This is a genomic window from Streptomyces sp. NPDC059247 (genome assembly GCF_042754005.1).
Lineage (GTDB): Bacteria > Actinomycetota > Actinomycetes > Streptomycetales > Streptomycetaceae > Streptomyces.
The window spans coordinates 66,614-93,432 of the sequence record NZ_JBHYZW010000015.1; the positions used below are offsets into that span (position 1 = coordinate 66,614).

At 72.2% G+C, this 26,819-nt stretch carries 26 protein-coding genes and 1 riboswitch; of the genes, 15 read left to right on the plus strand and 11 right to left on the minus strand.

Annotated features, from left to right (window positions below):
- Nucleotides 1-180 precede the first annotated feature (180 nt).
- Complete coding sequence (gene whiG / locus ACFXGN_RS24340) at nucleotides 181-1,017, plus strand: RNA polymerase sigma factor WhiG (protein ID WP_384862847.1); 837 nt, start codon at nucleotides 181-183, stop codon at nucleotides 1,015-1,017.
- 53 nt (nucleotides 1,018-1,070) lie between these two features.
- Nucleotides 1,071-1,652, plus strand: a complete 582-nt coding sequence (locus ACFXGN_RS24345) for a TetR/AcrR family transcriptional regulator (RefSeq protein ID WP_384863032.1) — start codon at nucleotides 1,071-1,073, stop codon at nucleotides 1,650-1,652.
- 50 nt (nucleotides 1,653-1,702) lie between these two features.
- Here ACFXGN_RS24345 and ACFXGN_RS24350 read toward each other — a convergent pair whose 3' ends face one another.
- Complete coding sequence (locus ACFXGN_RS24350; RefSeq protein ID WP_384862850.1) at nucleotides 1,703-2,308, minus strand: peptidoglycan DD-metalloendopeptidase family protein; 606 nt, start codon at nucleotides 2,306-2,308, stop codon at nucleotides 1,703-1,705.
- 254 nt (nucleotides 2,309-2,562) lie between these two features.
- Here ACFXGN_RS24350 and rpsB point away from each other — a divergent pair, with 254 nt between their 5' ends.
- From rpsB to ACFXGN_RS24400, 10 genes are all read left to right on the plus strand, one after another.
- On the plus strand, nucleotides 2,563-3,546 hold the full coding sequence (gene rpsB, locus ACFXGN_RS24355; protein ID WP_384862853.1) for a 30S ribosomal protein S2: 984 nt from the start codon (nucleotides 2,563-2,565) through the stop codon (nucleotides 3,544-3,546).
- A gap of 102 nt (nucleotides 3,547-3,648) precedes the next feature.
- Nucleotides 3,649-4,485, plus strand: coding sequence for a translation elongation factor Ts (gene tsf / locus ACFXGN_RS24360; protein WP_384862856.1), 837 nt, complete (start codon nucleotides 3,649-3,651; stop codon nucleotides 4,483-4,485).
- A 163-nt stretch (nucleotides 4,486-4,648) separates the two neighbouring features.
- Nucleotides 4,649-5,416, plus strand: coding sequence for a UMP kinase (gene pyrH, locus ACFXGN_RS24365; RefSeq protein ID WP_384862859.1), 768 nt, complete (start codon nucleotides 4,649-4,651; stop codon nucleotides 5,414-5,416).
- Between the two features lie 94 nt (nucleotides 5,417-5,510).
- Complete coding sequence (frr, locus tag ACFXGN_RS24370) at nucleotides 5,511-6,068, plus strand: ribosome recycling factor (RefSeq protein ID WP_366443950.1); 558 nt, start codon at nucleotides 5,511-5,513, stop codon at nucleotides 6,066-6,068.
- Complete coding sequence (locus tag ACFXGN_RS24375; protein WP_384862862.1) at nucleotides 6,068-7,171, plus strand: phosphatidate cytidylyltransferase; 1,104 nt, start codon at nucleotides 6,068-6,070, stop codon at nucleotides 7,169-7,171. Before frr ends, ACFXGN_RS24375 begins: the two co-directional genes overlap by 1 nt.
- A 167-nt stretch (nucleotides 7,172-7,338) precedes the next feature.
- On the plus strand, nucleotides 7,339-8,451 hold the full coding sequence (gene rlmN / locus ACFXGN_RS24380) for a 23S rRNA (adenine(2503)-C(2))-methyltransferase RlmN (protein ID WP_384862865.1): 1,113 nt from the start codon (nucleotides 7,339-7,341) through the stop codon (nucleotides 8,449-8,451).
- A gap of 29 nt (nucleotides 8,452-8,480) precedes the next feature.
- Nucleotides 8,481-8,591, plus strand: a riboswitch (TPP riboswitch).
- A 65-nt stretch (nucleotides 8,592-8,656) separates the two neighbouring features.
- Complete coding sequence (locus tag ACFXGN_RS24385; protein WP_384862867.1) at nucleotides 8,657-9,757, plus strand: thiamine ABC transporter substrate binding subunit; 1,101 nt, start codon at nucleotides 8,657-8,659, stop codon at nucleotides 9,755-9,757.
- 38 nt (nucleotides 9,758-9,795) lie between these two features.
- Nucleotides 9,796-11,436, plus strand: coding sequence for an ABC transporter permease (locus ACFXGN_RS24390; RefSeq protein WP_384863035.1), 1,641 nt, complete (start codon nucleotides 9,796-9,798; stop codon nucleotides 11,434-11,436).
- On the plus strand, nucleotides 11,436-12,461 hold the full coding sequence (locus tag ACFXGN_RS24395; protein ID WP_384862870.1) for an ABC transporter ATP-binding protein: 1,026 nt from the start codon (nucleotides 11,436-11,438) through the stop codon (nucleotides 12,459-12,461). Before ACFXGN_RS24390 ends, ACFXGN_RS24395 begins: the two co-directional genes overlap by 1 nt.
- Nucleotides 12,462-12,543: 82 nt before the next feature.
- On the plus strand, nucleotides 12,544-13,191 hold the full coding sequence (locus ACFXGN_RS24400) for a dihydrofolate reductase family protein (RefSeq protein ID WP_384862872.1): 648 nt from the start codon (nucleotides 12,544-12,546) through the stop codon (nucleotides 13,189-13,191).
- Nucleotides 13,192-13,342: 151 nt separating this feature from the next.
- Here ACFXGN_RS24400 and ACFXGN_RS24405 read toward each other — a convergent pair whose 3' ends face one another.
- The 4 genes from ACFXGN_RS24405 to ACFXGN_RS24420 all read right to left on the minus strand — a co-directional run bounded on the left by ACFXGN_RS24405 (nucleotide 13,343) and on the right by ACFXGN_RS24420 (nucleotide 17,258).
- Nucleotides 13,343-14,491: a hypothetical protein gene (locus ACFXGN_RS24405; RefSeq protein ID WP_384862873.1), complete on the minus strand. Its 1,149-nt coding sequence runs from the start codon at nucleotides 14,489-14,491 to the stop codon at nucleotides 13,343-13,345.
- Entirely contained in the window at nucleotides 14,473-15,201 is a 729-nt protein-coding gene (locus ACFXGN_RS24410) for an ABC transporter ATP-binding protein (RefSeq protein WP_384862876.1), read from the minus strand. Before ACFXGN_RS24410 ends, ACFXGN_RS24405 begins: the two co-directional genes overlap by 19 nt.
- A 207-nt stretch (nucleotides 15,202-15,408) precedes the next feature.
- On the minus strand, nucleotides 15,409-16,770 hold the full coding sequence (locus ACFXGN_RS24415; protein ID WP_384862879.1) for an aspartate aminotransferase family protein: 1,362 nt from the start codon (nucleotides 16,768-16,770) through the stop codon (nucleotides 15,409-15,411).
- Complete coding sequence (locus ACFXGN_RS24420; protein ID WP_017235908.1) at nucleotides 16,767-17,258, minus strand: Lrp/AsnC ligand binding domain-containing protein; 492 nt, start codon at nucleotides 17,256-17,258, stop codon at nucleotides 16,767-16,769. The genes ACFXGN_RS24415 and ACFXGN_RS24420 overlap by 4 nt, the downstream gene beginning before the upstream one ends.
- A 206-nt stretch (nucleotides 17,259-17,464) precedes the next feature.
- Here ACFXGN_RS24420 and ACFXGN_RS24425 point away from each other — a divergent pair, with 206 nt between their 5' ends.
- Both ACFXGN_RS24425 and ACFXGN_RS24430 read left to right on the plus strand, forming a co-directional pair.
- On the plus strand, nucleotides 17,465-18,901 hold the full coding sequence (locus ACFXGN_RS24425; protein WP_384862882.1) for a gamma-aminobutyraldehyde dehydrogenase: 1,437 nt from the start codon (nucleotides 17,465-17,467) through the stop codon (nucleotides 18,899-18,901).
- Nucleotides 18,902-19,043: 142 nt separating this feature from the next.
- Nucleotides 19,044-20,207, plus strand: coding sequence for a PotD/PotF family extracellular solute-binding protein (locus tag ACFXGN_RS24430; protein ID WP_384863037.1), 1,164 nt, complete (start codon nucleotides 19,044-19,046; stop codon nucleotides 20,205-20,207).
- A gap of 42 nt (nucleotides 20,208-20,249) precedes the next feature.
- Here ACFXGN_RS24430 and ACFXGN_RS24435 read toward each other — a convergent pair whose 3' ends face one another.
- From ACFXGN_RS24435 to ACFXGN_RS24460, 6 genes are all read right to left on the minus strand, one after another.
- Entirely contained in the window at nucleotides 20,250-21,458 is a 1,209-nt protein-coding gene (locus tag ACFXGN_RS24435; protein WP_384862885.1) for a serine hydrolase domain-containing protein, read from the minus strand.
- Between the two features lie 96 nt (nucleotides 21,459-21,554).
- The gene (locus tag ACFXGN_RS24440; protein ID WP_384863040.1) at nucleotides 21,555-22,208 is read right to left on the minus strand and encodes a response regulator; all 654 of its coding nucleotides are present in this window, start codon (nucleotides 22,206-22,208) and stop codon (nucleotides 21,555-21,557) included.
- A 56-nt stretch (nucleotides 22,209-22,264) separates the two neighbouring features.
- Nucleotides 22,265-23,455, minus strand: a complete 1,191-nt coding sequence (locus tag ACFXGN_RS24445) for a sensor histidine kinase (protein WP_384862888.1) — start codon at nucleotides 23,453-23,455, stop codon at nucleotides 22,265-22,267.
- Nucleotides 23,455-24,240, minus strand: a complete 786-nt coding sequence (locus ACFXGN_RS24450; protein WP_384862891.1) for an SAM-dependent methyltransferase — start codon at nucleotides 24,238-24,240, stop codon at nucleotides 23,455-23,457. The genes ACFXGN_RS24445 and ACFXGN_RS24450 overlap by 1 nt, the downstream gene beginning before the upstream one ends.
- Nucleotides 24,237-24,926 carry a glycerophosphodiester phosphodiesterase gene (locus ACFXGN_RS24455; protein ID WP_384862893.1) on the minus strand — a complete coding sequence of 230 codons (690 nt, stop codon included), beginning with the start codon at nucleotides 24,924-24,926 and terminating at the stop codon, nucleotides 24,237-24,239. Before ACFXGN_RS24455 ends, ACFXGN_RS24450 begins: the two co-directional genes overlap by 4 nt.
- 19 nt (nucleotides 24,927-24,945) lie before the next feature.
- Nucleotides 24,946-25,977 (minus strand): adenosine deaminase, encoded by a 1,032-nt coding sequence (locus ACFXGN_RS24460; RefSeq protein ID WP_384862894.1) that lies wholly within the window; start codon nucleotides 25,975-25,977, stop codon nucleotides 24,946-24,948.
- Between the two features lie 75 nt (nucleotides 25,978-26,052).
- On the opposite strand from ACFXGN_RS24460, the gene ACFXGN_RS24465 reads away from it, so the two are divergent.
- Nucleotides 26,053-26,766 carry a DUF4190 domain-containing protein gene (locus tag ACFXGN_RS24465; protein ID WP_384862896.1) on the plus strand — a complete coding sequence of 238 codons (714 nt, stop codon included), beginning with the start codon at nucleotides 26,053-26,055 and terminating at the stop codon, nucleotides 26,764-26,766.
- Nucleotides 26,767-26,819: the final 53 nt, after the last annotated feature.

Genomic DNA, 26,819 nt, shown 5'->3' on the forward strand with positions numbered 1-26,819 from the left:
CCGGAGGGCCGACGCGCGCCGCTGCCCGGGTTCGAAGGCATGAACGACGACGGCCCCCCGGCGCGGCGCGATCCGCCGATGTTCGCTCACCGCTACGGCCCACTCACGCTACGCTCACCAGGATTCCCCCCAGGACACCCACATCTGCACATCCGACAGCAGAACGGCTCAAGGCAACACATGCCCCAGCACACCTCCGGGTCTGACCGCGCCGCGGTGCCCCCAGCAGCCCGGGGCACCGTGCGACCACCCGCGCCGACCTCCCTCGACGAGCTCTGGCGGTCGTACAAGGACACGGGAGACGAGCGCCTGCGGGAGCAGCTGATCCTGCACTACTCGCCGCTCGTCAAATATGTCGCCGGACGCGTCAGCGTCGGCCTCCCGTCCAATGTGGAACAGGCCGACTTCGTCTCCTCCGGGGTCTTCGGCCTCATCGACGCCATCGAGAAGTTCGACGTCGAGCGCGCCATCAAGTTCGAGACCTACGCGATCACCCGGATCCGCGGCGCCATGATCGACGAACTGCGCGCCCTCGACTGGATCCCCCGCTCGGTGCGCCAGAAGGCGCGCAATGTCGAGCGCGCCTACGCCACCCTCGAAGCCCAGCTCAGGCGTACCCCCTCGGAGAGCGAGGTGGCCGCCGAGATGGACATCACGCTGGAGGAACTGCACGCGGTTTTCAGCCAGTTGTCCCTGGCGAACGTCGTGGCGCTGGAAGAGCTGCTGCACGTCGGCGGCGAGGGCGGCGACCGGCTCTCCCTGATGGACACCCTGGAGGACACGGCCGCCGACAACCCGGTCGAGGTCGCCGAGGGGCGCGAGCTGCGCCGACTGCTCGCCCGTGCCATCAACACGCTCCCCGAGCGGGAGAAGACCGTCGTCACGCTCTACTACTACGAGGGCCTCACCCTGGCCGAGATCGGCCAGGTCCTCGGCGTCACCGAGAGCCGTGTCAGTCAGATCCACACCAAGTCCGTCCTCCAGCTCCGGGCCAAGCTGGCCGACGTCGGACGCTGACCGCCGCCGGCCGGTCGTACAGTGGACCCGTGCCCAGGATTCGAGCGGCCTCGGTGGCCGAGCACCGGACGATGCAGCGCGGCGCCCTCCTGGACGCCGCGCGATCCCTGCTGTCCGAGGGTGGTACGGAGGCGTTGACCTTCCCCGCCCTCGCCGAGCGGACGGGTCTGGCCCGTTCCTCGGTGTACGAGTACTTCCGGTCGCGCGCGGCCGTGGTCGAGGAGCTGTGCGCCGTCGACTTCCCGGTCTGGGCCGCCGAGGTCGAGCTGGCCATGGACGGTGCCGGGACCCCGCAGGGCAAGGTCGAGGCGTACGTCCGCACCCAGCTGGAACTGGTCGGTGACCGGCGTCACCGCGCGGTCGTCGCCATCTCCGCCAGCGAGCTGGACGACGGCGCCCGCGAGAAGATCCGGGCCGCCCACGGCGGTCTCGTCGCGATGATCGTCGAAGCCCTCGCCGAGCTGGGCCAGCGACAGCCCCGCCTCGGCGCCATGCTCCTCCAGGGCGTCGTCGACGCGGCCGTCCGCCGGATCGAACTCGGCGTGGCCGAGGACCCGACGGAGATCGCCGAGGCGGCGGTCGCCATGGCCCTGCACGGGGTCAACGGGGTCGCCGACGGCACCTCCGCCGTCTGAGCCGGCCGACCCCGGACGCCCTCTCTCCGGGGAGCACCCCCGGATCGGCCTCAGCCGCCGTACGGGGACAGGGGCGGGAGTGGCAGCAGGCGGGACGGTTCCCGTTCCACCAGGACGAGCGGGTTCAGATACCGCTCGCCCCTCAGCAGGCCCCAGTGGAGACAGTCCCGCGCGCAATGGGTGCCGGGGGCGACCCGGGCGACCGGAGTGCCAGGAGCGACCCGGTCACCCACCGCCACCAGCGGGGCCACCGGTGAGAACGTGGTGCGCAGCGGGGGAGACCCCGTCCCCGGCAGGGTCAGGGTGAGGACGCCCCGGCCGCCCACCGGACCCGCGAAGGCGACCGTGCCCGCGACCGGCGCCAGCACCGGGGTGCCCGCCCCGGCGGCGAGGTCCACCCCTCGGTGGCCGGGGGCGTAGGGGCCGGGCGGCGGCTCCCAGCCCCGCAGGACCGGCGGAGGCGGCGGCCCCACCGGCCACACGGAGCCGGGCCCCATCGGGCCGGAGCCGGGCACCGGGGAGGCGGAGCCGGGCCGCACCGGGCCGGAGCCGGACACCGGAGGGCCGGAGCCGGGTCCCATCGGGCCGGGGGACGGCCCCAGGAGACCGGAGGGCAGGGTCAGGGCGAGGGTCAGGACCGCGGTGGTGAAGGACATGGAGCCAGGCTCCCGCCCCGTACCGGCCTCCGCCGGGCCCCGGCGGTTCCTGTGGACGGCCCACCCGTTGTGGACAGCGCCGTCACCCGCCGCTCCACCGGTCCCGTACACTTCCTATGGCGACCCGGGTCACCGGGTCGACTTCGCACGCCCCGCCACTGCCCTCACCGGCCGTGGCAGCGCCTTTCGGTCCCTCGTGGGCATGGCGCGCCGGGGCGTCAGGACAAACAACCGAGAAAACCAAGGAGATGGCCATGGCCGTCGTCACGATGCGGGAGCTGCTGGAGAGCGGCGTCCACTTCGGTCACCAGACCCGTCGCTGGAACCCGAAGATGAAGCGCTTCATCTTCACCGAGCGCAACGGCATCTACATCATCGACCTGCTCCAGTCGCTGTCGTACATCGACCGCGCCTTCGAGTTCGTCAAGCAGACCGTCGCGCACGGTGGCTCGATCATGTTCGTCGGTACGAAGAAGCAGGCCCAGGAAGCGATCGCCGAGCAGGCGTCGCGCGTGGGGATGCCGTACGTCAACCAGCGTTGGCTCGGCGGAATGCTCACCAACTTCTCGACCGTCTACAAGCGTCTGCAGCGCCTCAAGGAGCTCGAGCAGATCGACTTCGAGGACGTGGCCGCCTCCGGCCTCACCAAGAAGGAGCTCCTGGTCCTCTCCCGCGAGAAGACCAAGCTGGAGAAGACCCTCGGTGGCATCCGCGAGATGCAGAAGGTGCCGAGCGCCGTCTGGATCGTCGACACCAAGAAGGAGCACATCGCCGTCGGTGAGGCGCGCAAGCTCCACATCCCGGTCGTCGCGATCCTCGACACCAACTGCGACCCCGACGAGGTCGACTACAAGATCCCGGGCAACGACGACGCGATCCGCTCCGTCACCCTGCTCACCCGCGTGATCGCCGACGCCGTCGCCGAGGGCCTCATCGCCCGCTCCGGTGCCGCGACCGGTGACTCGAAGCCGGGCGAGAAGGCCGCGGGCGAGCCGCTCGCCGAGTGGGAGCGCGACCTGCTCGAGGGCGACAAGAAGGCCGACGAGACCGTCGAGGCCGCTGAGGGCGCCGAGGTCCAGACCTCCGCCGAGACCGAGAAGGTCGCGGACGCCGAGGCCGCCGAGGCTCCGGCCGCCGACGCCGAGGCTCCGGCCGCCGACGCCGAGGCTCCGGCCGCCGACGCCGAGGCTCCGGCCGCCGACGCCGAGGCTCCGGCCGCGGACGCCGAGCAGGCCTGACCCTTCAGGACCTTCGGGTGTTGACGGCGGGGGCCCACGAAGCCCCCGCCGTTCACCCGTGGACCCGCCCGATCTTTCAGACTTCGAGAGAGAAACAGACTCATGGCGAACTACACCGCCGCTGACGTCAAGAAGCTCCGCGAGCTCACCGGCGCCGGCATGATGGACTGCAAGAAGGCCCTGGACGAGGCCGACGGCAGTGTCGACAAGGCCGTCGAGGCGCTGCGCATCAAGGGCCAGAAGGGCGTCGCCAAGCGCGAGGGCCGCTCTGCCGAGAACGGCGCCGTGGTCTCCCTCATCGCCGACGACAACACCTCCGGCGTCCTCGTCGAGCTGAAGTGCGAGACGGACTTCGTCGCCAAGGGTGACAAGTTCCAGGCCGTCGCCGCCGAGCTCGCCAAGCACGTCGCCGCCACCGCCCCGGCCGACCTGGAGGCGCTGCTCGCCTCCGAGATCGAGGCCGGCAAGACCGTGCAGGCGTACGTCGACGAGGCCAACGCCAACCTCGGCGAGAAGATCGTCCTCGACCGCTTCGCGCGGTACGCCGACGGCTTCGTCTACGCGTACATGCACCGCACGATGCCCGACCTGCCGCCGCAGATCGGTGTCCTCGTCGAGTTCGACAAGGCCGACGCCGCCGTCGCCAAGGGCGTCGCCCAGCACATCGCCGCCTTCGCGCCGAAGTACCTCACCCGTGAGGACGTCCCGGCCGAGGTCGTCGAGACCGAGCGTCGCGTCGCCGAGGAGACCACCCGCGCCGAGGGCAAGCCCGAGGCCGCGCTCCCGAAGATCGTCGAGGGTCGCGTCAACGGCTTCTTCAAGGACGCCACGCTGCTCGGCCAGGCGTACGCCCTGGACAGCAAGAAGTCGGTCCAGCAGATCCTGGACGAGGCCGGTGTCACCCTGAAGCGCTTCACCCGCATCAAGGTCGGCATCTGAGTCCGTCCGCGAACGCGACGGACACCGGACCCCGATAGGGTCTGAAGCAGTCGTCCGCGCCCGCGCAGGACGACCGCAGATCTGACGAGGAGGCCATTGCCGCACGGGATACCGCGAGGACCCAAGGCAATGGCCTCCTTCGTATGTGCACGAGGAGATCTCCATGAACCAGGGCGCCGTACAGGGCGACAACAGCGGCACCGGCGACAAGACCGGCCGCTTCATGCTGAAGCTGTCAGGAGAGGCATTCTCCGGCGGCACCGGCCTCGGCGTCGACCCCGACGTCGTGCACGCCGTCGCGCGTGAGATCGCGGCCGTCGTCCGCGACGGCGCGGAGATCGCGGTGGTCATCGGCGGCGGCAACTTCTTCCGGGGCGCCGAGCTCCAGCAGCGCGGCATGGACCGCGCCCGCTCCGACTACATGGGAATGCTCGGCACCGTGATGAACTGCCTCGCCCTCCAGGACTTCCTGGAGAAGGAGGGCATCGACTCCCGCGTCCAGACCGCCATCACCATGGGGCAGGTCGCCGAGCCGTACATTCCGCTGCGCGCCGTGCGCCACCTGGAGAAGGGGCGCGTCGTGATCTTCGGCGCGGGCATGGGTATGCCGTACTTCTCCACCGACACGACCGCCGCCCAGCGTGCCCTGGAGATCGACGCCGAAGCCCTGCTGATGGGCAAGAACGGCGTGGACGGCGTCTACGACTCCGACCCCAAGGCCAACCCCGACGCGGTCAAGTTCGACGCGCTGGAGTACGGCGAGGTGATCTCCCGCGACCTCAAGGTCGCCGACGCCACCGCCATCACGCTGTGCCGGGACAACAACCTCCCGATCCTCGTCTTCGAACTCCTCACCGCGGGCAATATCGCTCGCGCGGTGAAGGGTGAGAAGATCGGCACGCTCGTGAGCGACCAGGGCACCCGGGCCTGACCCGAACCGGGGAAACCCCCCGCAAGGGGATGGACAGAGCCCTGCCGGTCGTGGACCGTGCAGGACCCAACGCGACGACACGCAGGAGCAAGTGGTGATCGAAGAGACCCTCCTCGAGGCCGAGGAGAAGATGGAGAAGGCCGTCGTGGTCGCCAAGGAGGACTTCGCCGCGATCCGCACCGGCCGTGCGCACCCGGCGATGTTCAACAAGATCGTGGCGGACTACTACGGCGCCATCACCCCCATCAACCAGCTGGCTTCCTTCTCCGTCCCGGAGCCCCGGATGGCCGTGGTGACCCCGTTCGACAAGAGCGCGCTGCGCAACATCGAGCAGGCCATCCGCGACTCGGACCTCGGGGTCAACCCGAGCAACGACGGCAACATCATCCGGGTGGTGTTCCCCGAGCTGACGGAGGAGCGCCGCCGGGAGTACATCAAGGTCGCCAAGGGCAAGGCCGAGGACTCGAAGATCTCGATCCGCGCGGTCCGCCGCAAGGCCAAGGAGACCATCGACAAGCTCGTCAAGGACGGCGAGGTCGGCGAGGACGAGGGCCGCCGCGCCGAGAAGGAGCTCGACGACACCACCGCGAAGTACGGCGCGCAGGTGGACGAGCTGCTCAAGCACAAGGAAGCCGAGCTGCTCGAGGTCTGATGAACGACTCTTCCTGGGGGGCCCCGGCCGGTTCCGGCCGTGGGGGACCCGACCAGGGGCCCGTCCCGGCGGGTCCCGCACCCGATCGGCACGGGGCACCGCAGACTCGCCCCATGCCCATCGTGCCCGACGTTCCCGCCGGCGGATTCCAGGACGATCACGGCCGGGGGGCCGCTCACCCGAGCGGTCCCCTGTTCCGTGACGAGACGCCGCACGAGCACCCGCAGGAGCCCATGCCCAGCCCCGCCCCGCCTCCGCCGTCCGGGCCGCCCTCGGAGCCCCGGCAGAAGAAGAACGCGGGGCGCGATCTGGGCGCTGCCATAGGGGTCGGGGTCGGACTCGGCGTCGTCATCATCGCGTCGCTGTTCTGGAAGCCGGCCTTCGTCGGCGTGCTCGTGGTCGCCGTGGTCGTGGGCCTGTGGGAGCTGACCTCCCGCCTCCAGGAGCGCAAGGCGATCAGGGCTCCGCTGGTGCCGCTCGCGGTGGGCGGCGCGGCGATGGTCGTCGCCGGTTACCTCCGGGGTGCCGAGGGCGCCTGGGTGGCGATGGCCCTGACGGCGCTCGCGGTGCTCGTGTGGCGGATGACGGAGCCCCCCGAGGGGTATCTGAAGGACGTCACGGCGGGAGTGTTCGCCGCGTTCTACGTGCCGTTCCTGGCGACCTTCGTGGCGCTGCTGCTCGCCGCCGACGACGGTCCGCGGCGGGTGCTCACGTTCCTGCTCCTGACCGTGGTCAGCGACACCGGGGCGTACGCGATCGGCTGGCGGTTCGGCAAGCACAAGCTGGCCCCGAGGATCAGTCCCGGAAAGACCCGTGAGGGCCTGGTCGGCGCGGTGGTGTTCGCGATGGCGGCGGGCGCGCTCTGTATGCAGTTCCTGATCGACGACGGCGTCTGGTGGCAGGGCCTGGTCCTCGGTCTCGCGGTGGCGGCGAGCGCGACGCTCGGCGACCTCGGCGAGTCGATGATCAAGCGGGACCTGGGCATCAAGGACATGGGCACGCTGCTGCCCGGGCACGGCGGCATCATGGACCGGCTGGACTCGCTGCTGCCGACGGCGCCGGTGGTCTGGCTGCTGCTCGCGCTCTTCGTCGGAACGGGTTGACGGACAGCGGGTACTCTGGAAGGGCTCGTGGCGCACCGCGTCGCGAGCCCTTCGTACGCCCCGCTGCCGCGGGGGTGATCCTGAGGTCCCGGCTCCGGCAGTGTGCCGCCGTGGTTCCCCGCCCGTCGGGTGGTGCCAGACCTCGTCGTCCTGAGGAGACGCCCGTCGTGGCCCGTCCGACCCCCGGAGAACTCACTTTCGTCGCCCCGCGCGGTGCCAAGCAGCCGCCGCGGCACCTCGCGGACCTGTCGCCCGCGGAGCGGAAGGAAGCCGTCGCCGCCATCGGCGAGAAGCCCTTCCGCGCCAAGCAGCTGTCGACGCACTACTTCGCGCGGTACGCGCACGACCCCGCCGAGTGGACCGACATCCCCGCCGCCTCGCGCGAGAAGCTGGCCGGGGAGCTGCTGCCCGACCTGATGTCGGTGGTGCGGCACCTGTCCTGCGACGACGACACCACCCGTAAGACGCTGTGGCGGCTGCACGACGGCACGCTGGTCGAGTCGGTGCTCATGCGCTACCCGGACCGGGTGACGATGTGCATCTCCTCGCAGGCCGGGTGCGGGATGAACTGCCCGTTCTGCGCGACCGGGCAGGCGGGGCTCGACCGGAACCTGTCGACCGCCGAGATCGTGCACCAGATCGTCGACGGGATGCGCGCGCTGCGCGACGGCGAGGTCCCCGGCGGGCCCGCCCGCCTCTCGAACATCGTGTTCATGGGGATGGGCGAGCCGCTCGCCAACTACAAGCGGGTCGTCGGAGCGATCCGGCGGCTGACCGACCCCGAGCCGGACGGCCTCGGCCTCTCGCAGCGCGGGATCACCGTCTCCACCGTCGGGCTCGTCCCCGCGATGCTGCGCTTCGCCGACGAGGGCTTCAAGTGCCGTCTCGCGGTCTCCCTGCACGCGCCCGACGACGAGCTGCGGGACACCCTGGTGCCGGTGAACACCCGTTGGAACGTGCGGGAGGTCCTGGACGCGGCCTGGGAGTACGCGGAGAAGTCCGGCCGCCGGATCTCGATCGAGTACGCCCTCATCCGGGACATCAACGACCAGGCCTGGCGCGGTGACCTCCTCGGACGGCTGCTCAAGGGCAAGCGGGTGCACGTCAACCTCATCCCGCTGAACCCGACGCCCGGCTCGAAGTGGACCGCGTCCCGCCCCGAGGACGAGAAGGCGTTCGTCGAGGCCATCGCCCGGCACGGGGTGCCCGTGACCGTGCGGGACACCCGGGGCCAGGAGATCGAGGGCGCCTGTGGACAGCTGGCGGCCTCCGAGCGCTGACCTTGTACGCTGAGGTCGAACACATCTTCATATTCCGACAGGGGAGCGCCACAGCGCTGAGAGTGCGGTGACCGTCAGGCCGCAGACCCTCTGAACCTCGCCCAGGTCATTCTGGGTAGGAAGTTCGGTCGTAACTCGAGCTGTTGCGCCCTGCCCACCTCCGGGTGGGCGGGGCCGCGTCTCTTCCTGGTCACACCCAGGAGGAATGTCAGTGAGCACCAAGAAGGCGGCTGCCGTCGCGCTCGTCGCGGCGCTGGGCGTCACGACGCTGGCCGCGTGCGGGGCGGACGACGCCCGCGACGCGGCGGGGAAGTCCGGCGCGCCCGCGCCGAAGACCGTGACCCTCGTGAGCCACGACTCCTTCAACGCCTCCAAGGAGGTGCTGGCGGAGTTCACGAAGCGGACCGGTCTCACCGTGAAGGTCCTCAAGAGCGGGGACGCGGGCGAGGCGGTGAACAAGGAGATCCTGACCAAGGGCTCTCCGCAGGGTGACGTCTTCTTCGGCGTCGACAACACGCTGCTGTCCCGCGCCCTCGACAACGGGATCTTCGTCCCGTACGAGGCGAAGGGGCTGGACCGGGTCCCGGCCGCGTACCGGCTGGACAAGGAGCACCGGGTGACCCCGGTCGACTCCGGGGACATCTGCGTCAACTACGACAAGAAGTACTTCGCGGACAAGAAGCTGGCGCCGCCCGTCACCTTCGACGACCTGGTGAAGCCCGCCTACAAGGACCTCCTCGTGGTGGAGAACCCCGAGCGGTCGTCCCCGGGGCTCGGCTTCCTGCTCGGCACCGCCGCGAAGTACGGCGACGACGGCTGGGCGGGCTACTGGACGAAGCTCAGGGCCAACGGCGTGAAGACCGTCGACAGCTGGGAGCTGGCCTACAACCAGGAGTTCTCCGGTTCGGCCGGGGGCAAGCAGGCCAAGGGCGACCGGCCGCTGGTCGTGTCGTACGCCTCCAGCCCCCCGGTCGAGGTGCTCTACGGCGAGCCGCGGCCCGCGGAGGCGCCGACCGGGGTGTCCACCGGCACCTGCTTCCGGCAGACCGAGTTCGCGGGACTGCTGAACGGGGCGAAGAACCCCGAGGGCGGCAAGGCGCTGATCGACTTCCTGATCTCGAAGAAGTTCCAGGAGGACATGCCGCTCCAGATGTTCGTCAACCCGGTGGTGACGGACGCGGTGCTTCCCGAGCTGTTCACGAAGCACGGCGTGGTCGTCGACAAGCCGGAGACGATGGCGCCGGAGAAGATCGCCGCGAAGCGTGACGGGTGGATCCAGCAGTGGTCGTCGCTGGTCGTGAAGTAGCGCGCGACGTCCGGGGGAACGTGACGCGGCTGGGCCTGATGGCCCTGCCCGTCGCGTTCTTCGCGGTCTTCTTCGCCTGGCCCGTGGTGTCGATCGTGGACCGGGGGCTGCGGCCCGACGGCGGCTGGCGGCCGGGCCGGATCGGGGAGACCCTGGCCCGCCCGGAGATCCTCGACGTCCTCGGTTTCACCCTCTGGCAGGCGCTGGCGTCGACGGCGCTGACCCTGCTGGTCGCGCTGCCGGGGGCGTACGTCTTCGCCCGCTTCGACTTCCCGGGCAAGGGCGTCCTGCGGGCCGTGGTCACGGTCCCGTTCGTGCTGCCCACGGTCCTCGTCGGCACCGCGTTCCTCGCGCTGGTCGGCCGGAACGGGCTGACGGACGAGCTGTGGGGGCTGCGGCTCGACACCAGCGTGTGGGCGATCCTCCTCGCCCATGTGTTCTTCAACTACGCGGTGGTCGTACGGACCGTGGGCGGGCTCTGGTCCCAGCTGGACCCGCGCCAGGAGGAGGCCGCCCGGGTCCTCGGCGCCTCGCGGTGGACGGCGTGGCGGACGGTGACGCTGCCCGCGCTCGTGCCGTCGGTGGCCGCCGCCGCGCTGATGGTCTTCCTGTTCACGTTCACCTCCTTCGGCATCGTGCAGATCCTCGGCGGGGGCGCGTACTCCACCCTGGAGGCGGAGATCTACCGGCAGACCGCGCGGCTGCTCGACCTGCCGACGGCCGCCGTCCTGACCCTCGTGCAGTTCGTGGCGGTGGGCCTGATCCTGGCCGTGCACGCCAGGACCGTACGGCGCCGGGAGACGGCGCTGCGGCTCGTGCCGCCGGAGCGGACCGCGCGCCGACCGCGCGGCGCCGGACAGTGGGCGCTGCTCGGCGGGGTCCTGCTCTCGGTCGCGCTGCTGATCCTGCTGCCGCTGGGGGTGCTGGTGGAGCGGTCGTTCGCCGGACCCCAGGGGTACGGCCTCGGCTACTACCGGGCCCTCGGCACGCTGGACGAGTCCGGCACCTTCCTGGTCCCGCCGCTGGAGGCGATCGGGAACTCGCTGCGGTACGCGGTGGCGGCGACCGGCATCGCGGTCCTCGTCGGCGGACTCGCGGCGGCGGCGCTGACCTGGCGGGCCGGACGGGCCGGACGGGCCGGACGGGCCGCGCGGCTCGTCCGGGGCTTCGACGCCCTGCTGATGCTGCCGCTCGGGGTGTCCGCGGTGACCGTCGGCTTCGGCTTCCTGATCACGCTCGACGAGCCGCCGTTCGATCTGCGGGCCAGCTGGATCCTCGTACCACTCGCACAGGCCCTGGTCGGCGTCCCCTTCGTCGTACGGACGATGCTGCCGGTGCTGCGGGCGGTGGACGAGCGGCTGCGGGAGGCGGCGGCGGTGCTCGGCGCGTCGCCGTGGCGGGCCTGGCGCGAGGTGGACCTGCCGATGGTGTGGCGGGCGCTCCTCGTCGCCGCCGGGTTCGCGTTCGCCGTCTCGCTGGGCGAGTTCGGCGCGACCGTGTTCATCGCCCGCCCCGACGCCCCGACGCTGCCGGTGGCGGTGGCGCGACTGCTCGGACGTCCGGGCGAACTCAACTACGGCCAGGCCATGGCCCTCTCGACGATCCTCATGGTGGTGTGCGCGGTGTCCCTGCTGCTGCTCGAACGGCTCCGGAACGACCGGACCTCCGGGGAGTTCTGATGCTGAGACTGGAAGGGGCGACCGTACGGTTCGGGGAGCGGGCCGTGCTCGACGCGGTGGACCTGGCGGTCGCCGAGCACGAGACGGTCTGTGTGCTGGGGCCCAGCGGCAGCGGCAAGTCGACGCTGCTGCGGGCGGTGGCCGGGCTCCAGCCGCTGGACGGCGGCCGGGTGCTGCTGGCCGGGGCCGACCAGGACGGGGTGCCGGTGCACCGGCGGGGCGTGGGCCTGATGTTCCAGGACCACCAGCTGTTCCCGCAGCGGGACGTCGCCGGGAACGTCGGTTTCGGGCTGCGGATGCACGGCGTCGCCAAGGCCGAGCGGGCGGAACGGGTCACGGAGCTGCTCGACCTCGTCGGGCTGCCGGGCGCCGGACGGCGCTCCGTGGCCGCGCTCTCGGGCGGGGAGCAGCAGCGGGTGGCGCTCGCGCGGGCCCTCGCGCCGCGCCCCCGGCTGCTGATGCTGGACGAACCGCTGGGGCAGCTGGACCGGGGGCTGCGGGAGCGGCTCGTGGTGGAGCTGCGGGAGCTGTTCGCACGGCTGGGGACGACGGTCCTGGCGGTGACCCACGATCAGGGTGAGGCGTTCGCGCTGGCCGACCGGGTGGTGGTGATGCGGGACGGGCGGATCGCCCAGACGGGTGCGCCCGTGGAGGTGTGGGCGCGTCCGGCGTCGGAGTTCGTGGCCCGGTTCCTCGGTTTCGACAACGTGGTGGCGGCGCGGGTGAGCGGGCGGGTCGCGGACACCGTGTGGGGGAAGGTGCCGGTGCCCGGGGGTTCGCCGCAGGGGGAGCGGCGGCTCCTCGTCCGGCCGGGCGGGGTGCGGCTCGTGGCCGGGCCCGGGGGCGCGGGCTGGCGGGTGGCTTCGCGGACGTTCCGGGGCAGCCGGGTGGCGGTACGGCTGTGTCCGGGGGACGGGCCTTCGCTGGAGGCGGAGCTGCCGCTGCGGGAGGCGCCGGAGGAGGGTGCCGAGGTCGGGGTGGAGTTCCGGGTGGAGGACGTGGTGGTGCTGGGCCCGGACGGGTGAGCCGGGCGCGATGAGTTCCGGGCTCCGGGGCAGTCTGTTTCCTGACCGTCGGCGTCGTGCCGACCGCGCGGGAGGAAGAACCGTGGCGCAGTTGCTCAGAGTGCAGAACTTCAACGTCTCGTCGGACGGGTTCGGGGCGGGGGAGGGCCAGAGCCTGGAGCGGCCCTTCGGGCACGCGGACCCGGGGGCGATGTTCAGCTGGGCGGGGGCCACGGCGAGCTGGCCGATGCGGACCGATCCGGGCGGCAGCCGGGGCCTCGACGACTATCTGACCAGGGACTACTCCCGGAACATCGGTGCCGAGATCATGGGCCGGAACAAGTTCGGGCCGCAGCGCGGGCCGTGGCGGGACGAGCAGTGGCGCGGCTGGTGGGGCGACGAGCCGCCGTTCCGCACCCCGGTGTTCGTCCTGACCCATCATCCGCGTCCGTCGTTCACGCTCTCCGACACCACGTTCCACTTCGTGGACGTCGATCCGGAGACGGCGCTCGGGATGGCGCGGGAGGCGGCCGACGGGAAGGACGTACGGCTCGGGGGCGGGGCGGCGACGGTCCGGGAGTTCCTGGACGCGGGTCTCGTGGACACCCTGCACGTGGCGGTGTCGCCGGTGGTCCTGGGCTCGGGCTCGCGGCTGTGGGAGTCGCCGGAGGAGCTGGACGACCGGTACCACCGCGATGTGGTGCCGAGCCCGGGTGGCAAGGTGACCCACCACCTGCTCTGGCGGAAGTAGCCGGAAGTAGCCGGAGGCGGGGGAGGCCACCGGGGCCCTGCTCCGCACCGGCACCCGCCGGACGTGGGTGCGGGGGCGGCGCGGTCGGCGCCGCCCCCGGTGGGGCGGTCTTCCGGTGGACCGGTCCACCGGTGGGGCGGGACTCGGTGGGTCAGCCCTTCAGCGGCAGTGCCGCCAGTTCGGCGACCGCCCAGGTGAGGGGGGCGAAGACGGCGGCGAGGGCGGCGGCCCTGAGCAGGGCCGCCTTGCGCAGGGCGTTCGGCGGGGTGCCGGTGCGGAGCAGGGCCCCGGTGGTCTCCGCCCGGCTCTGCCGGGTCTCCAGGGCCGCGGTCAGGAGGGTGGCCGTGGTGCAGGCGAGGACGAGGGCCGCGCCGAGGCCGGTGAGCGGTCCGACGGCGCCGGAGGCCGGGCCCGAGGCGTACAGGGCGGCGCCCGCGTAGGTGCCGGAGAGGACCGCGGCGACCACGCCGAGGGGGCGGCCGACGCGGTGGGACTCGGCGGTGAGGACCCGGCCCGCGAGGAGCCGGACGGCGCCGGGCCGGACGGCCTGGAGGAGCCGTCCGCAGCCGTGGACGAGGCCGGGTCCCGCGAGGGCGAGGCCGACGGCGGTGAGGACCCAGCCGGCCAGGACGCCCGCCGGGCTGCCGTCGAAGCGGCCGGGCAGCGGGAGTCCCTCCCCGCCGCCGCGTCCCGCGTACGTCTCGGCGGCGAGGCCGACGGCGACCAGGGCGATGCCCCAGGGCAGTCCGGTGGGGACCGGCCGTTCGGCGCCCTCCGGCGGGGCGGGCGCGGTGCGGGGCCGCAGGGCCAGTCCGGCGGCGGTGGCGGCGGCGACCGGGAGGGCGGCGAGCAGGGTGAGGGCCCCGGCGAGCGGCAGCGGCCGGTCGGCGGCGAGCAGCTCCGCGGCGGCGCCGTCGAAGGGCAGGCCCGTGAGGTCGCCGCGCAGGTGCAGGTAGCACAGCAGGGCGACGGCGGAGCCGAGGGTGCAGGCGACGGCGGTCGAGGCGGCGGCGATGGCGGTGAGGCGGGCGGGGCCGAGGCCGACGGCCGACAGACCGGTCCTGGGGCGGGTGCTGGGGTCGGTACGGGCCACCGCGACGGCGAACTGCACGGTGGCGGCGAGGGGCAGGGCGCACCACAGCAGGCGCAGGACGGAGGTGCCCGAGCGGTCGGGGTGCCCGACGGCGTGTCCGAGGGTGCAGAGCAGCAGGAAGCCCACCCCGGCGGCGGCGGTGGCGACGAGGAGCCGCCGGGTCTGGACGAGGGGGTGGGACCCGCGGGCTAGACGGAGAGCGAGCACGCGGCGACGCCCTCCGCCCCTGATGCCGGGGGCGCGCCGTCGGTCCGGCGCCCGTCCAGGAGGCCGACCGTGCGATCGGCGAGGGCGGCGACCTCGGCGTCGTGGGTGGCGAGGAGCACGGTGATGCCGTGCGAGCGGGCGGCGGCCGTCAGGGTGCGCAGGAGCTGTGCGCCGTCGGCGCGGTGCAGGGCGGCGGTGGGTTCGTCGGCGAAGAGCACCGAGGGGGTGGTGATCAGGGCGCGGGCGACGGCGATCCGCTGGCACTCGGCGTGGCTGAGGGCGTGCGGGCGCCTGCCGGCGCAGTCGCCGATGTCGAGGCGCTCCAGCCATTCCACCGCGGCGGCCCTGGCGGTGCGGTGGGAGGCGCCGCGGAGCAGCAGCGGCAGGGCGGCGTTCTCCCAGCCGGTGAGTTCGGGGACGAGACCGGGGGCGGGGTCGATCCAGCCGAAGCGGTCGCGGCGGAGCCGTTCGCGGTCGGCGGTGCCCAGGGTGTGGACGGGGAAGGTCTCGAACCAGACCTCGCCCCGCTGGGCGACGAGCTGCCCGGACAGGCAGCGCAGGAGGGTGGTCTTGCCGCTGCCGCGCGGTCCCGCGACGGCGAGGATCTCGCCCTCGTGGACGCCGAGGGAGACGTCGCCGAGGGCGTCCGTGCCGCCCAGGGAGCAGTGCAGGGAACGCGCCCAGAGCACGTCGTTGTCCGGTGGTGCCATCGCGTACACCTCGATGTCGGATCCGATCGGTGTTCCCCCGTCCGGGGGAACGAAGGACGGGCCTGTCGGTCACTGGGCACCGTAGGGATTCCGATGGGTTCGTACGGACGGCACGCGGCCCGGGAGGCGTCCATCCACTCGGATGGACGCCTCCCGGGCCGGGGGGTCACGCCGTGAGGGCGGCGTGTCGCCTGGGGGCGGGGACCTCTACAGCTTGGTCCACGCCTCGGTGAGCACGGACCGCAGGATGCCCTCGATCTCGTCGAAGGTGCCCTGGTCGGCGATCAGCGGCGGGGCCAGCTGGATGACCGGGTCGCCGCGGTCGTCGGCACGGCAGTACAGGCCGTTCTCGAAGAGCGCCTTGGAGAGGAAGCCGTAGAGCACGCGCTCGGTCTCCTCGTCCGTGAAGGACTCCTTGGTGACCTTGTCCTTGACGAGCTCGATGCCGTAGAAGAAGCCGTTGCCCCGGACGTCGCCGACGATCGGCAGGTCGTGCAGCTTCTTCAGGGTGGAGAAGAAGGCGTCCTCGTTGTCCAGCACGTGCTGGTTGAGGCCTTCCTTGTCGAAGATGTCGAGGTTGGCGATGGCGACCGCCGACGACACCGGGTGGCCACCGAAGGTGTAGCCGTGCAGGAAGGTGTTGTCGCCCTTGTAGAACGGCTCCGCGATGCGGTCGGAGACGATGCAGGCACCGATCGGGGAGTAGCCCGAGGTCATGCCCTTGGCGCAGGTGATCATGTCCGGCACGTAGCCGAACTTGTCACAGGCGAACATCGTGCCGAGGCGGCCGAAGGCGCAGATCGTCTCGTCGGAGACGAGGAGCACGTCGTACTGGTCGCAGATCTCGCGGACCCGCTGGAAGTAGCCGGGCGGCGGCGGGAAGCAGCCGCCGGCGTTCTGCACCGGCTCCAGGAAGACGGCGGCGACGGTGTCGGCGCCCTCGAAGAGGATCTCCTGCTCGATCTGGTCGGCGGCCCAGCGGCCGAAGGCCTCGGGGTCGTCGCCGTGGATCGGGGCGCGGTAGATGTTGGTGTTCGGCACCTTGTGCGCGCCGGGGACCAGCGGCTCGAAGGGGGCCTTGAGGGCCGGGAGGCCGGTGATGGACAGGGCGCCCTGCGGGGTGCCGTGGTAGGCGACCGCGCGCGAGATGACCTTGTACTTGGTGTGCTTGCCCTGCAGCTTGAAGTACTGCTTGGCGAGCTTCCACGCGGTCTCGACGGCTTCGCCGCCACCGGTGGTGAAGAAGACCTTGTTGAGGTCGCCGGGGGCGTAGTGCGCGAGGCGCTCGGCGAGCTCGACGGCCTTGGGGTGCGCGTACGACCACACGGGGAAGAACGCGAGTTCCTTGGCCTGCTTGTACGCGACCTCGGCCAGCTCCTCGCGGCCGTGTCCGGCGTTGACGACGAAGAGACCCGCGAGACCGTCGAGGTAGCGCTTGCCCTTGTCGTCGAAGATGTAGGTGCCCTCACCACGCACGATGGTGGGAACGGGCGAGTTCTCGTACGACGACATGCGGGTGAAGTGCATCCACAGGTGGTCGTAGGCAGTCTTGGAGAGGTCCTGGGTCATCGAGTTCCCCACATATAGGTCTGCTTCTTGAGCTTGAGGTAGACGAAGCTCTCGGTGGAGCGCACGCCGGGGAGGGTGCGGATGCGCTTGTTGATCACATCCAGCAGGTGGTCGTCGTCCTCGCAGACGACCTCCACCATCAGGTCGAAGGAGCCCGCGGTCATCACCACGTACTCGCACTCGGCCATCGCGGTCAGTGCTTCCGCGACCGGATCCAGATCGCCCTCGACGTTGATGCCGACCATCGCCTGCCGTCGGAAACCCACGGTGAGCGGGTCGGTGACGGCGACGATCTGCATGACGCCCTGGTCGAGCAGCTTCTGGACGCGCTGCCGCACGGCGGCTTCGGACAGGCCCACGGCCTTGCCTATCGCCGCGTAGGGACGGCGTCCGTCCTCCTGGAGCTGTTCGATGATCGCCAGGGAGACGGCGTCGATCGTCGGGGACGAACCGGTTCCGGTTCTGGAGTCTGTGCTTCGACTGGCCACACCTCACTCTGCACCGAGACTCGTCGGTCTCGCAACCCCAGATTGATGTAATTCGTTGCGTGAGGGCCTCTCAGCTACTGAATCCGAAGTAACGGAGGGTTGGGCCTGTTGAAAGCGTCAGCCGAACCACTAGGCTGAGGTGTCTCACCCATCGGGACAACGCACAAGGACGTGCGCCGACACGAACGTGACAGGAGGGGTGGCACGTGACCACCGAGCTGCGCCGGCTGCGTAACTACATCAACGGGGAGTTCCGCGACGCGGCCGACGGCCGCACCATCGACGTGGTGGACCCGACCACCGGCGAGGTGTACGCCACCTCCCCGCTCTCCGGGCAGGCCGACGTCGACGCCGCCATGGAGGCCGCCGCGGCGGCCTTCCCCGCCTGGCGCGACAGCACCCCGTCCGAGCGCCAGAAGGTACTCCTCAAGATCGCCGACGCCTTCGAGGAGCGCGCCGAGGAACTGATCGCCGCGGAGGTGCAGAACACCGGCAAGCCGATCGCCCTCACCGCGAGCGAGGAGATCCCGCCGATGGTGGACCAGATCCGCTTCTTCGCGGGTGCCGCCCGGCTCCTCGAAGGCCGCTCGGCCGGTGAGTACATGGAGGGCATGACCTCCATCATCCGCCGCGAGCCCGTCGGCGTCTGCGCCCAGGTCGCGCCCTGGAACTACCCGATGATGATGGCCGTGTGGAAGTTCGCCCCGGCCCTCGCCGCGGGCAACACCGTCGTCCTCAAGCCCTCCGACACGACCCCCGCGTCGACCGTCCTGATGGCGGAGATCATCGGGCAGATCGTCCCCAAGGGCGTCTTCAACGTCGTCTGCGGCGACCGCGAGACCGGCAAGGCCATGGTCGAGCACCCGACCCCGGCGATGGCCTCCATCACCGGCTCCGTCCGCGCGGGGATGCAGGTCGCCGAGTCGGCCGCCAAGGACGTCAAGCGCGTCCACCTGGAGCTGGGCGGCAAGGCCCCCGTCGTCGTCTTCGAGGACACCGACATCGAGAAGGCCGTCGAGGACATCTCCGTCGCCGGGTTCTTCAACGCCGGGCAGGACTGCACCGCCGCCACCCGCGTCCTCGTCCACGAGTCGATCCACGACGAGTTCGTCGCCGCCCTCGCCAAGGCGGCGTCCGAGACCAAGACCGGTCAGCCGGACGACGAGGACGTGCTCTACGGCCCCCTCAACAACGCCAACCAGCTCAAGCAGGTCAGCGGCTTCATCGACCGCCTCCCGGCCCACGCCAAGGTCGAGGCGGGCGGCCGACGCGTCGGGGACAAGGGCTACTTCTACGCCCCCACCGTCGTCTCCGGCCTGAAGCAGGACGACGAGATCGTCCAGAACGAGGTCTTCGGCCCCGTCATCACCGTCCAGTCCTTCACGGACGAGGCCCAGGCCCTGGAGTACGCCAACGGCGTCGAGTACGCCCTCGCCTCCTCCGTCTGGACCAAGGACCACGCGCGCGCCATGCGCATGTCCAAGGCCCTCGACTTCGGCTGCGTGTGGATCAACACCCACATCCCGCTGGTCGCCGAGATGCCCCACGGCGGCTTCAAGAAGTCCGGCTACGGCAAGGACCTCTCCGCCTACGGCTTCGAGGACTACACCCGCATCAAGCACGTCATGACGTCCCTGGGCTGATCCCGCCCCGGCCCGTCACCGCGGCCTCGACCCCCTTGATCGACAGGGTGTCGGGGCCGCGCTCCGTCGCTGGACGGACCGTCCATTGCCCCGGGACCCGGCCGACCGCGATGCTGCACGGGTGAGAGCGACCAGGAAGTACATGTCCCGCCGGTCCCTGCTGCGCGGCACCGTCGCCGCCGGGACCACCCTGCTCGCGGCCGGGTGCGGAGTCCCCGCCGCCTACGTCGAGGAGGGCGCCCGCGCCGGACGCGACCTCTCCGCCCGGGACCGCACCCTCGACTTCGCCAACTGGCCGCTCTACATCGACACCGACGACGAGGACCCCAGGAAGCGCCCCACCCTCGACGCCTTCCGCGAGAAGACCGGGATCGCCGTCCGGTACACCGAGGAGATCAACGACAACGACGAGTTCTTCGGGAAGATCAGCCCCTCCCTGATGAACCACCAGCGGACCGGCCGCGACCTGATCGTCATCAGCGACTGGATGGCCGCCCGCTTCGTCCGCCTCGGCTGGGTCCAGGAGATGGACCGCGCCGCCCAGCCGAACGTCGCGAAGAACCTCGCCCCCCAGCTGCGCACCCCCGCCTTCGACCCCGGACGGCTGCACACCGTCCCCTGGCAGTCCGGGATCACCGGCATCGCGTACAACCGCCGCAGGCTCGGCCGGGAACTGCGCTCCACCCGGGAACTCTGGGCCGACGACCTGCGCGGCAAGGTCACCCTGCTGTCCGGGCTCGACGAGTCCCTGTCGCTGCTCCTCCAGGGCGACGGCGTCGACGTCACCCGCTGGACCGCCGACGACTTCCACGCCGTGTGCGAGCGGATCGAGGGCCTCGTCCGCCGCAAGCACATCCGCCGCTTCACCGGCAACGACTACATCAAGGACCTCTCCACCGGCGACGTCCTGGCCTGCCAGGCGTACTCCGGCGACGTCATCCAGCTCCAGGCCGACAACCCGGACATCGAGTTCGTCGTCCCCGAGGAGGGCGGCGAACTCTGGGCCGAGTCCCTGATGATCCCCAACCTCGCCCAGCACAAGAGCAACGCCGAGAAGCTCGTCGACCACTACTACCGGCCCGAGGTCGCCGCCGAACTCGCCGCCTGGGTCAACTACGTCTGCCCGGTCCCCGCCGCGCAGAACGTCCTCGCCGACTCCGGCGACGAGGAACTCGTCGCCCTCGCCGAGGACCCGCTGATCTTCCCGGACGCGGACATGCGCTCCCGGCTCGCCATCATGCGGGACATCCGCTCCGACGAACGCCAGGGGTTCGCCAAGAAGTGGAACGCGATCGTCGGCCTCTGACGGGCCCGGCACCGGCCGGGCCCGCCACGGGACCACCGGTGATCAGTCCGGCGGCCCGTACGCCGCCACCATCAGGCCCAGCACGGTCCGGTTCGTGTCCTGGCCCTTCGCGTCGGTGGAGTTGACGCTGTGGACCAGGGTGCGCGAGCCGTCGCGGGTCGAGGCGACGGCCGTGCTGTAGCCCCAGCGCCCGCCCGTCTTCCCCCACACCTCGCGCCCGCCGAGCCGCTTCATCGAGAGCCCGGCGGAGTACGCGGCGGGGGCGCCGGTCGTCAGGTCCGCGACCTGCGGCAGGGTGAACATCTCCGCCAGGAGCGGCCCGCGCACCACCCGGCCCGCGAACAGCTCCTGGACGAAACGCTCCAGGTCGGCGGTGGTCGAGACCAGATCGCCCGCCGCCCACGCCTCCGACGTCCCCCAGACGGACACGTCACGCGGCCCGGTCGTCCCGTCGTCGAGCCGCATCGTCTGATAGCCGTGGTTGTACGGCCCCGCCAGCTCGGCCGCGCCGCGCGGGAGGTAGGTGTCCCGCAGCCCCAGCGGGCGCAGGATCCGCCGCTCCACCTGGTCCTCGAAGTCGTCGCCGGTCACCCGCTCCACGATCAGGCCCGCGACCGTGTAGCCGATGTTCAGATAGTGCTGGCGGCTGCCCGGCCGGAACTCGCGCGGCTTCGCCACCGCCGAACGCACCAGCTCCTGGGGCGTGTACGTGTCGAAGCGGTGGGCGTACCACTCCTCCACCGTCGTACCCGGCAGCCCGGCGGCCGGGATGCCGTGCGTGTGGTTCAGCAGTTGACGGACCGTCACACGGGCGTACCGGCCCGGGATCAGCTCCGGCAGATACGAACGGGCCGTGCGGTCCAGATCGATCCGCCCCTCGGCGGCCAGTTGGAGCACGGTCGCCGCAGTGAACACCTTCGTCACCGAACCCGCCCGGAACCGGGCCGTCTGATCGGCGGGGGCCCCCGACTCCAGGTCGTGGACGCCCGCCCCGCCCCGCCAGACCCCCTCGGCGCCGCCGACCCGGACGAGCGCGGCCGTGGCGTCGGCGCGGGGGAGCCCCGCGACGACCGCCGACATGGCCTCGGCCAGACCCGGCGCCGGGACCGCTCCGGCGGGACCGGGACCGGCCGCCGCCCCGGCCTGACCGGCCGCCGGGGGCGCCGCCGCGACGGCGGGGACGACCGGGGGACCGGCCGCCACCCCCAGCACCAGGGCGGCGGCGAGCAGCGTGCGGGTGGACTTCCTCATGGGCGACTCCGTGGGTGTGGGCCGTCGTTCTCGACGGCTCCATCCTCCGGACCGGGAGCCCCGCGCGGATCGCCCGCACCGGCGGTCCTCCGCGGGTCAGTTCCTCCACCGCCCGGGGGAGGACCCCGGGGCCCGGCCTCCCCCGGGCGGGGGAGAGCCCGCCGCGACGAGCCCCGTCTCGTACGCGCAGATCACCGCCTGGACGCGGTCCCGCAGCCCCAGCTTGGCCAGGACGTTGCCCACATGGGTCTTCACCGTGTGGTCGCTGACCACCAGCTCCGCCGCGATCTCCGCGTTCGACAGACCGCGCGCGAGCAGCAGCAGCGTCTCCCGCTCCCGGCCCGTGAGCACGTCGAGCCGGGGGTCCGGGACCGTCCCGCGCGGCCCGCCCGAGGTGTACCGCTCCACCAGCCGCCGGGCCACCGACGGCGCGAGCAGCGACTCGCCCGCCGCCACCACCCGTACCGCGTGCACCAGATCGTCCCGCCGCACGTCCTTCAGGAGGAAGCCGGACGCGCCCGCGTGCAGCGCCTCGTACACGTACGCGTCGGTGTCGAAGGTCGTCAGGATCACCGTCCGGCAGCGGGACCCGGCCGCGATCGTCCGGCACGCCTCGATCCCGTCGGTCCCCGGCATCCGGATGTCCAGGAGGGCCACGTCGGGCGCGTGCCGCCGCACCGCCTCGACCGCCGCGGCCCCGTCGCCCGCCTCCGCGACCACCTCGATGTCCGGCTGCGCGTCCAGGATCATCGCGAAACCGCTGCGGACCAGCTCCTGGTCGTCCGCCACCACCACCCGGACCGTCCTCACGCCCCCACCTCCGCCGTGGACGGCACGGGCAGTTCCACCCGCACCTCGAAGCCCCTGCCGTCCGGCCCCGGACCGGTCACCGCCGTCCCGCCCTGGGCGGCGGCCCGCTCCCGGACCCCGGTGAGACCGTGCCCGGGACCGCCCCGACGGGGCCGCGTCCGGACCGCCCCCGGGCCCCGCCCGTCGTCGGTGACCGTGATCCGCAGGACACCGCCGACGTGGACCAGCCGCACCTCGGCCCGGCGCGCCCCGGCGTGCCGGACCACGTTGGTCAGCGCCTCCTGCACGATCCGGTACGCCTGGGCGCCGGTCGACGCGGGCAGCGCCCGCACCCCGCCCGCCGTCTCGTACACCACGGCGAGCCCGCCCGCCCGGACCCGGTCCAGCAGCTCGGGGACGCCGTCCAGACCGGGCTGCGGAGCGCGCGGGGCCATACCGCCCCCGGCCTCCCCGGTGCCGTCCCGCAGCAGCCCCAGCATCTGCCGCAGCTGGACCATCGCCTCGCGGCCCGTCTCCGAGATCGCGTCGAAGGCCGCCTCCGCGCGCTCCGGCGCGGTCCGCACCGCCACCGGACCGGCCTCCGCCTGGACCACCATCAGGCTCACCGCGTGCGACAGGATGTCGTGCATCTCCCGCGCGATCCTGGCCCGTTCGCGCGCGGCGGCCCGCTCGGCCTCGACCCGGTGGGCGCGCTGCCGGGCGTCCTGGAGCCGCCCGAAGACATAGGCCGCGCCGAACACGAAGAGGGAGAAGGTCAGTTCACGGGCCGACCGGGTGTTGAGCCACACCGACACCGGCACCGCGACGAGCAGCAGGACCGCTGTCAGGAGCCGCTGCCACGGCGGGGAGAGCAGCGCGACCGTGTAGACCGCGACGAGCCCGGTGTACGGCAGCGGCTGCCCCGGCCCGTCGAGCGCCAGCTCGTACGAGGCGCTCGCCACGAGCACCGCGAGGAGCACCGGGAGCGGTGCGCGCCGCCGCAGGACCAGCGGCAGCGCGGTGAGCGCCGTCAGCCCGTACGCGCCCCAGGTCGCCGGTGGCAGCTCGGGCGCGCGCGGCACCAGGAACGGCATGGTCAGGGCCGCCTGGACCAGCAGCGCGATCCCCAGGTCCACCGCCCAGGGGTTCGCCGGGCCCCAGGCGCGCAGCCGCTCCCGGCGGACGCGCGCCTCCCCCCGTACGTCCATTACGGCTTGCGGCCCACCGCACCGAACTGGGCCACCACGGGCGCCCCCGCGGAATCGTTCCGCCACCGCGAGCAGGAGACGATGCCCGGCTCCAGGAGGTCGAGGCCCTCGAAGAAGGAGGTGAACTCGGCGCGGCTGCGGGCGGTGATCGGCGGGGTCGCGTTCTCGTTCCAGAAGGCCATCGCTGCCTTGTTGCCCTCGCCGCCCAGCTCCGGCTCCAGGGTCGGGTGGGTCAGGACCAGGTGGCTGCCGGAGGGGACGGCGTCCATCAGCGTCCGGACGATCGACCGGGCCTCCTCGGTGTCCAGGACGAAGTTGAGGATGCCGAGCATCATCACCGCGACCGGCCGGGAGAAGTCGAGGGTCCTGCCCGCCGCCGCGACGATCTCGCGGGGGTCGTGCGCGTCGGCGTCCACGTACTCGGTGACGCCCTCCGGCGCGCTGGTCAGGAGCGCGCGGGCGTGGGTGAGGACGATCGGGTCGTTGTCGACGTAGACGATCCGGGCGTCGGGCGCCGAACGCTGGGCGACCTCATGGGTGTTGTCGGCGGTCGGCAGGCCCGTACCGATGTCGAGGAACTGGCGCACGCCCTCCTCGGCGGCCAGATGCGTCACCACCCGGCCGAGGAACGCCCGGTCCGCGCGGGCCACTTCGCCGATGCTGGGGTAGAAACCGGTGACCTGCTCGCCGACCGCGCGGTCCACCGGGTAGTTGTCCTTGCCGCCCAGCCAGTAGTTCCACACCCGGGCGTTGTGGGCGATGTCGGTCCTGATGCGGTCTTTCATGCGCGAGCCTTTCGCAGGACGTCGGTCAGCGCGTCGACGCGGTTCGTGGTGACCGAGTCGACCCCCTTCATGATCAGCTTACGCATGGTGCGCCGGGTGTCGGCGGTCCAGGCCGAGACCAGCAGACCGTCCCGGTGCAGCCGGTCGGTCAGCTCCCCGCTCACCAGGCCGAAGCGGTAGTTGAGCCAGCGCGGCCGGACCGCGTCCAGCAGCACCGGCCGGGGCGGGACGAGCGAGTTCCACGTCAGGGCGATCTCGGCGGCCGGGTCGGCGGCCCGCACCTGGAGCATGGCGACGGCCCCGGCGCAGTAGTAGACCCGCTCCCCGGCGCCGCACTCGCGGACCGTGCCGACGATCGTCCGCACCGAGTTCTCGTCGCCGCCCGGCAGGTCCAGCATCAGCCGTTTGTCCCCGGCGGTGAGCAGGGCCTCGCGCAGGGTCGGGACGCCTCCCCGGGTCAGCTCGGCGACCTGCGCGCGGGTGAGGTCGGAGAGCCGCCGGTCGTGGCCCCAGAGCCGTTCCAGGGTGTCGTCGTGGAGGAGGACGGGCACCCCGTCCTTCGTCAGCCGGACATCGATCTCGACGGCGTCCGCCCCCCGCTCGACCGCCGAGGAGATCGAGCGGAGGGTGTTCTCACGGACGCGGTACGGGTCGCCGCGGTGGCCTACGGCAGTGACAGGGCGCATGACCCCATTCTCACCGCCGTCAGCGCGCCAGCCACCCGTCGGTGTAGGCGTCGATCTCGGCGACGATCCCGGCCTTGCCCGGGGCGTCGAGGAAGGAGGCCTCGACCGCGTTCTTGGCGAGGGCGGCGACACCGCGCTCGTCGAGCCCGAGGAGCCGGGCGGCGACCGCGTACTCGTTGTTGAGGTCGGTGCCGAACATCGGCGGGTCGTCGCTGTTGACCGTGACGAGGACGCCCGCCTCGACCATCCGCCGGATCGGGTGCTCGTCCAGGGTGGCGACCGCCCGGGTGGCGATGTTGGAGGTCGGGCAGACCTCCAGGGCGATCCGGTGCTCGGCCAGGTGGGCCAGGAGCGCCGGGTCCTGGACGGAGGTGGTGCCGTGCCCGATGCGCTCCGCGCCCAGCTCGTGGATCGCGTCCCAGACCGTCTGCGGCCCGGTGGTCTCGCCCGCGTGCGGGACGGAGCGCAGTCCGGCGGCCCGCGCCCGGTCGAAGTACGGCTTGAACTGCGGTCGCGGCACCCCGATCTCCGGGCCGCCGAGACCGAAGGAGACCAGGCCCTCCGGGCGCAGCGCGTCCGTGGTGGCGAGCCGCGCGGTCTCCTCGGCCGAGACGAGCCCGGCCTCGCCGGGGATGTCGAAGCACCAGCGCAGGATCGTGCCGAACTCGGCCTCGGCGGCCTTGCGGGCGTCCTCGATGGCCGCCATGAAGGCGCGCTCGTCGATGCCCCGGCTGGTGGAGGAGTACGGGGTGACGGTCAGCTCGGCGTACCGGATGTTCTGCCGGGCCATGTCCCGGGCGACCTCGAAGGTCAGCAGCCGGACGTCCTCGGGGGTGCGGACCAGGTCGACGACGGACAGGTAGACGTCGATGAAGTGGGCGAAGTCGGTGAAGGTGAAGTAGTCGGCCAGCGCCTCCGGGTCCGTGGGGACCTTCGAGTCGGGGTGCCGGGCGGCGAGCTCGGCGACGATCCGGGGCGAGGCGGAGCCGACGTGGTGCACGTGCAGCTCGGCCTTGGGGAGGCCCGCGATGAACGGACGGAGATCGGTCATCCGATCATCGTAGGCCGGTCGGGTCCCCCGCAGGGGTGAGGCCTTAGCATGGCGGGACCATGATGGGGGAGGCCCATGTCTGACAACCAAGACCAGTCGCGGGGCGGATTCGACCCGGCGGACCCGTGGGCTCCGCCGAACCGCGACGGGGTGGAGCTGAGCAAGGCGGCGACGCCCCCGCCGGTCCACGACCAGCAGACCGTCACGTCCGTGCCGGTCACCCCGGAGCCCGGGGCGGCCGTGCCGCCGCCACCGGTGGCGCCCGGCGGCCCGGCCGCCGCGCCCGGCACGTACGGCTACCCGGCGGCCGACTCCGTCGGCGGATACGGCTACCCGACGGCCGCGGGCCCGGCGGCGGGCCAGACGGCCCCGGCGGCCTCCGGCTACGGCTACCCGGGATACCCGGACACCTCGTCGCCGTACGGCGGCGGCTACCCCGGCCAGCCCGGCCAGCCCGGCTGGCAGCAGCAGCCGTCCAACGGCATGGGCACGGCCTCGATGGTGCTCGGCATCGTCGCCGTGGCCGGTTTCTGTCTGTACGGCCTGGGCGCGCTCCTCGGCATCCTGGCGCTGATCTTCGGCGTCATCGGTCTGAAGAAGGCGGGCCGGGGCGAGGCGACCAACCGGGGCATGGCCATCGCGGGCATCGTGCTCGGCGCCGTCGGCACCCTGATCAGCGCGGTCTTCCTGGCGTTCATCGTCTGGGCGGTCGTCCAGGACCCGGGGACCTTCGAGGAGTCCGGCACCGACCCCTACGCCTCGGTCCTGGAGATCGAGCGGGGCGACTGACCCCACCGCCGCACCCGAAGGACCGGGGCCCCGCACCTGCTCAGGTGGCGGGG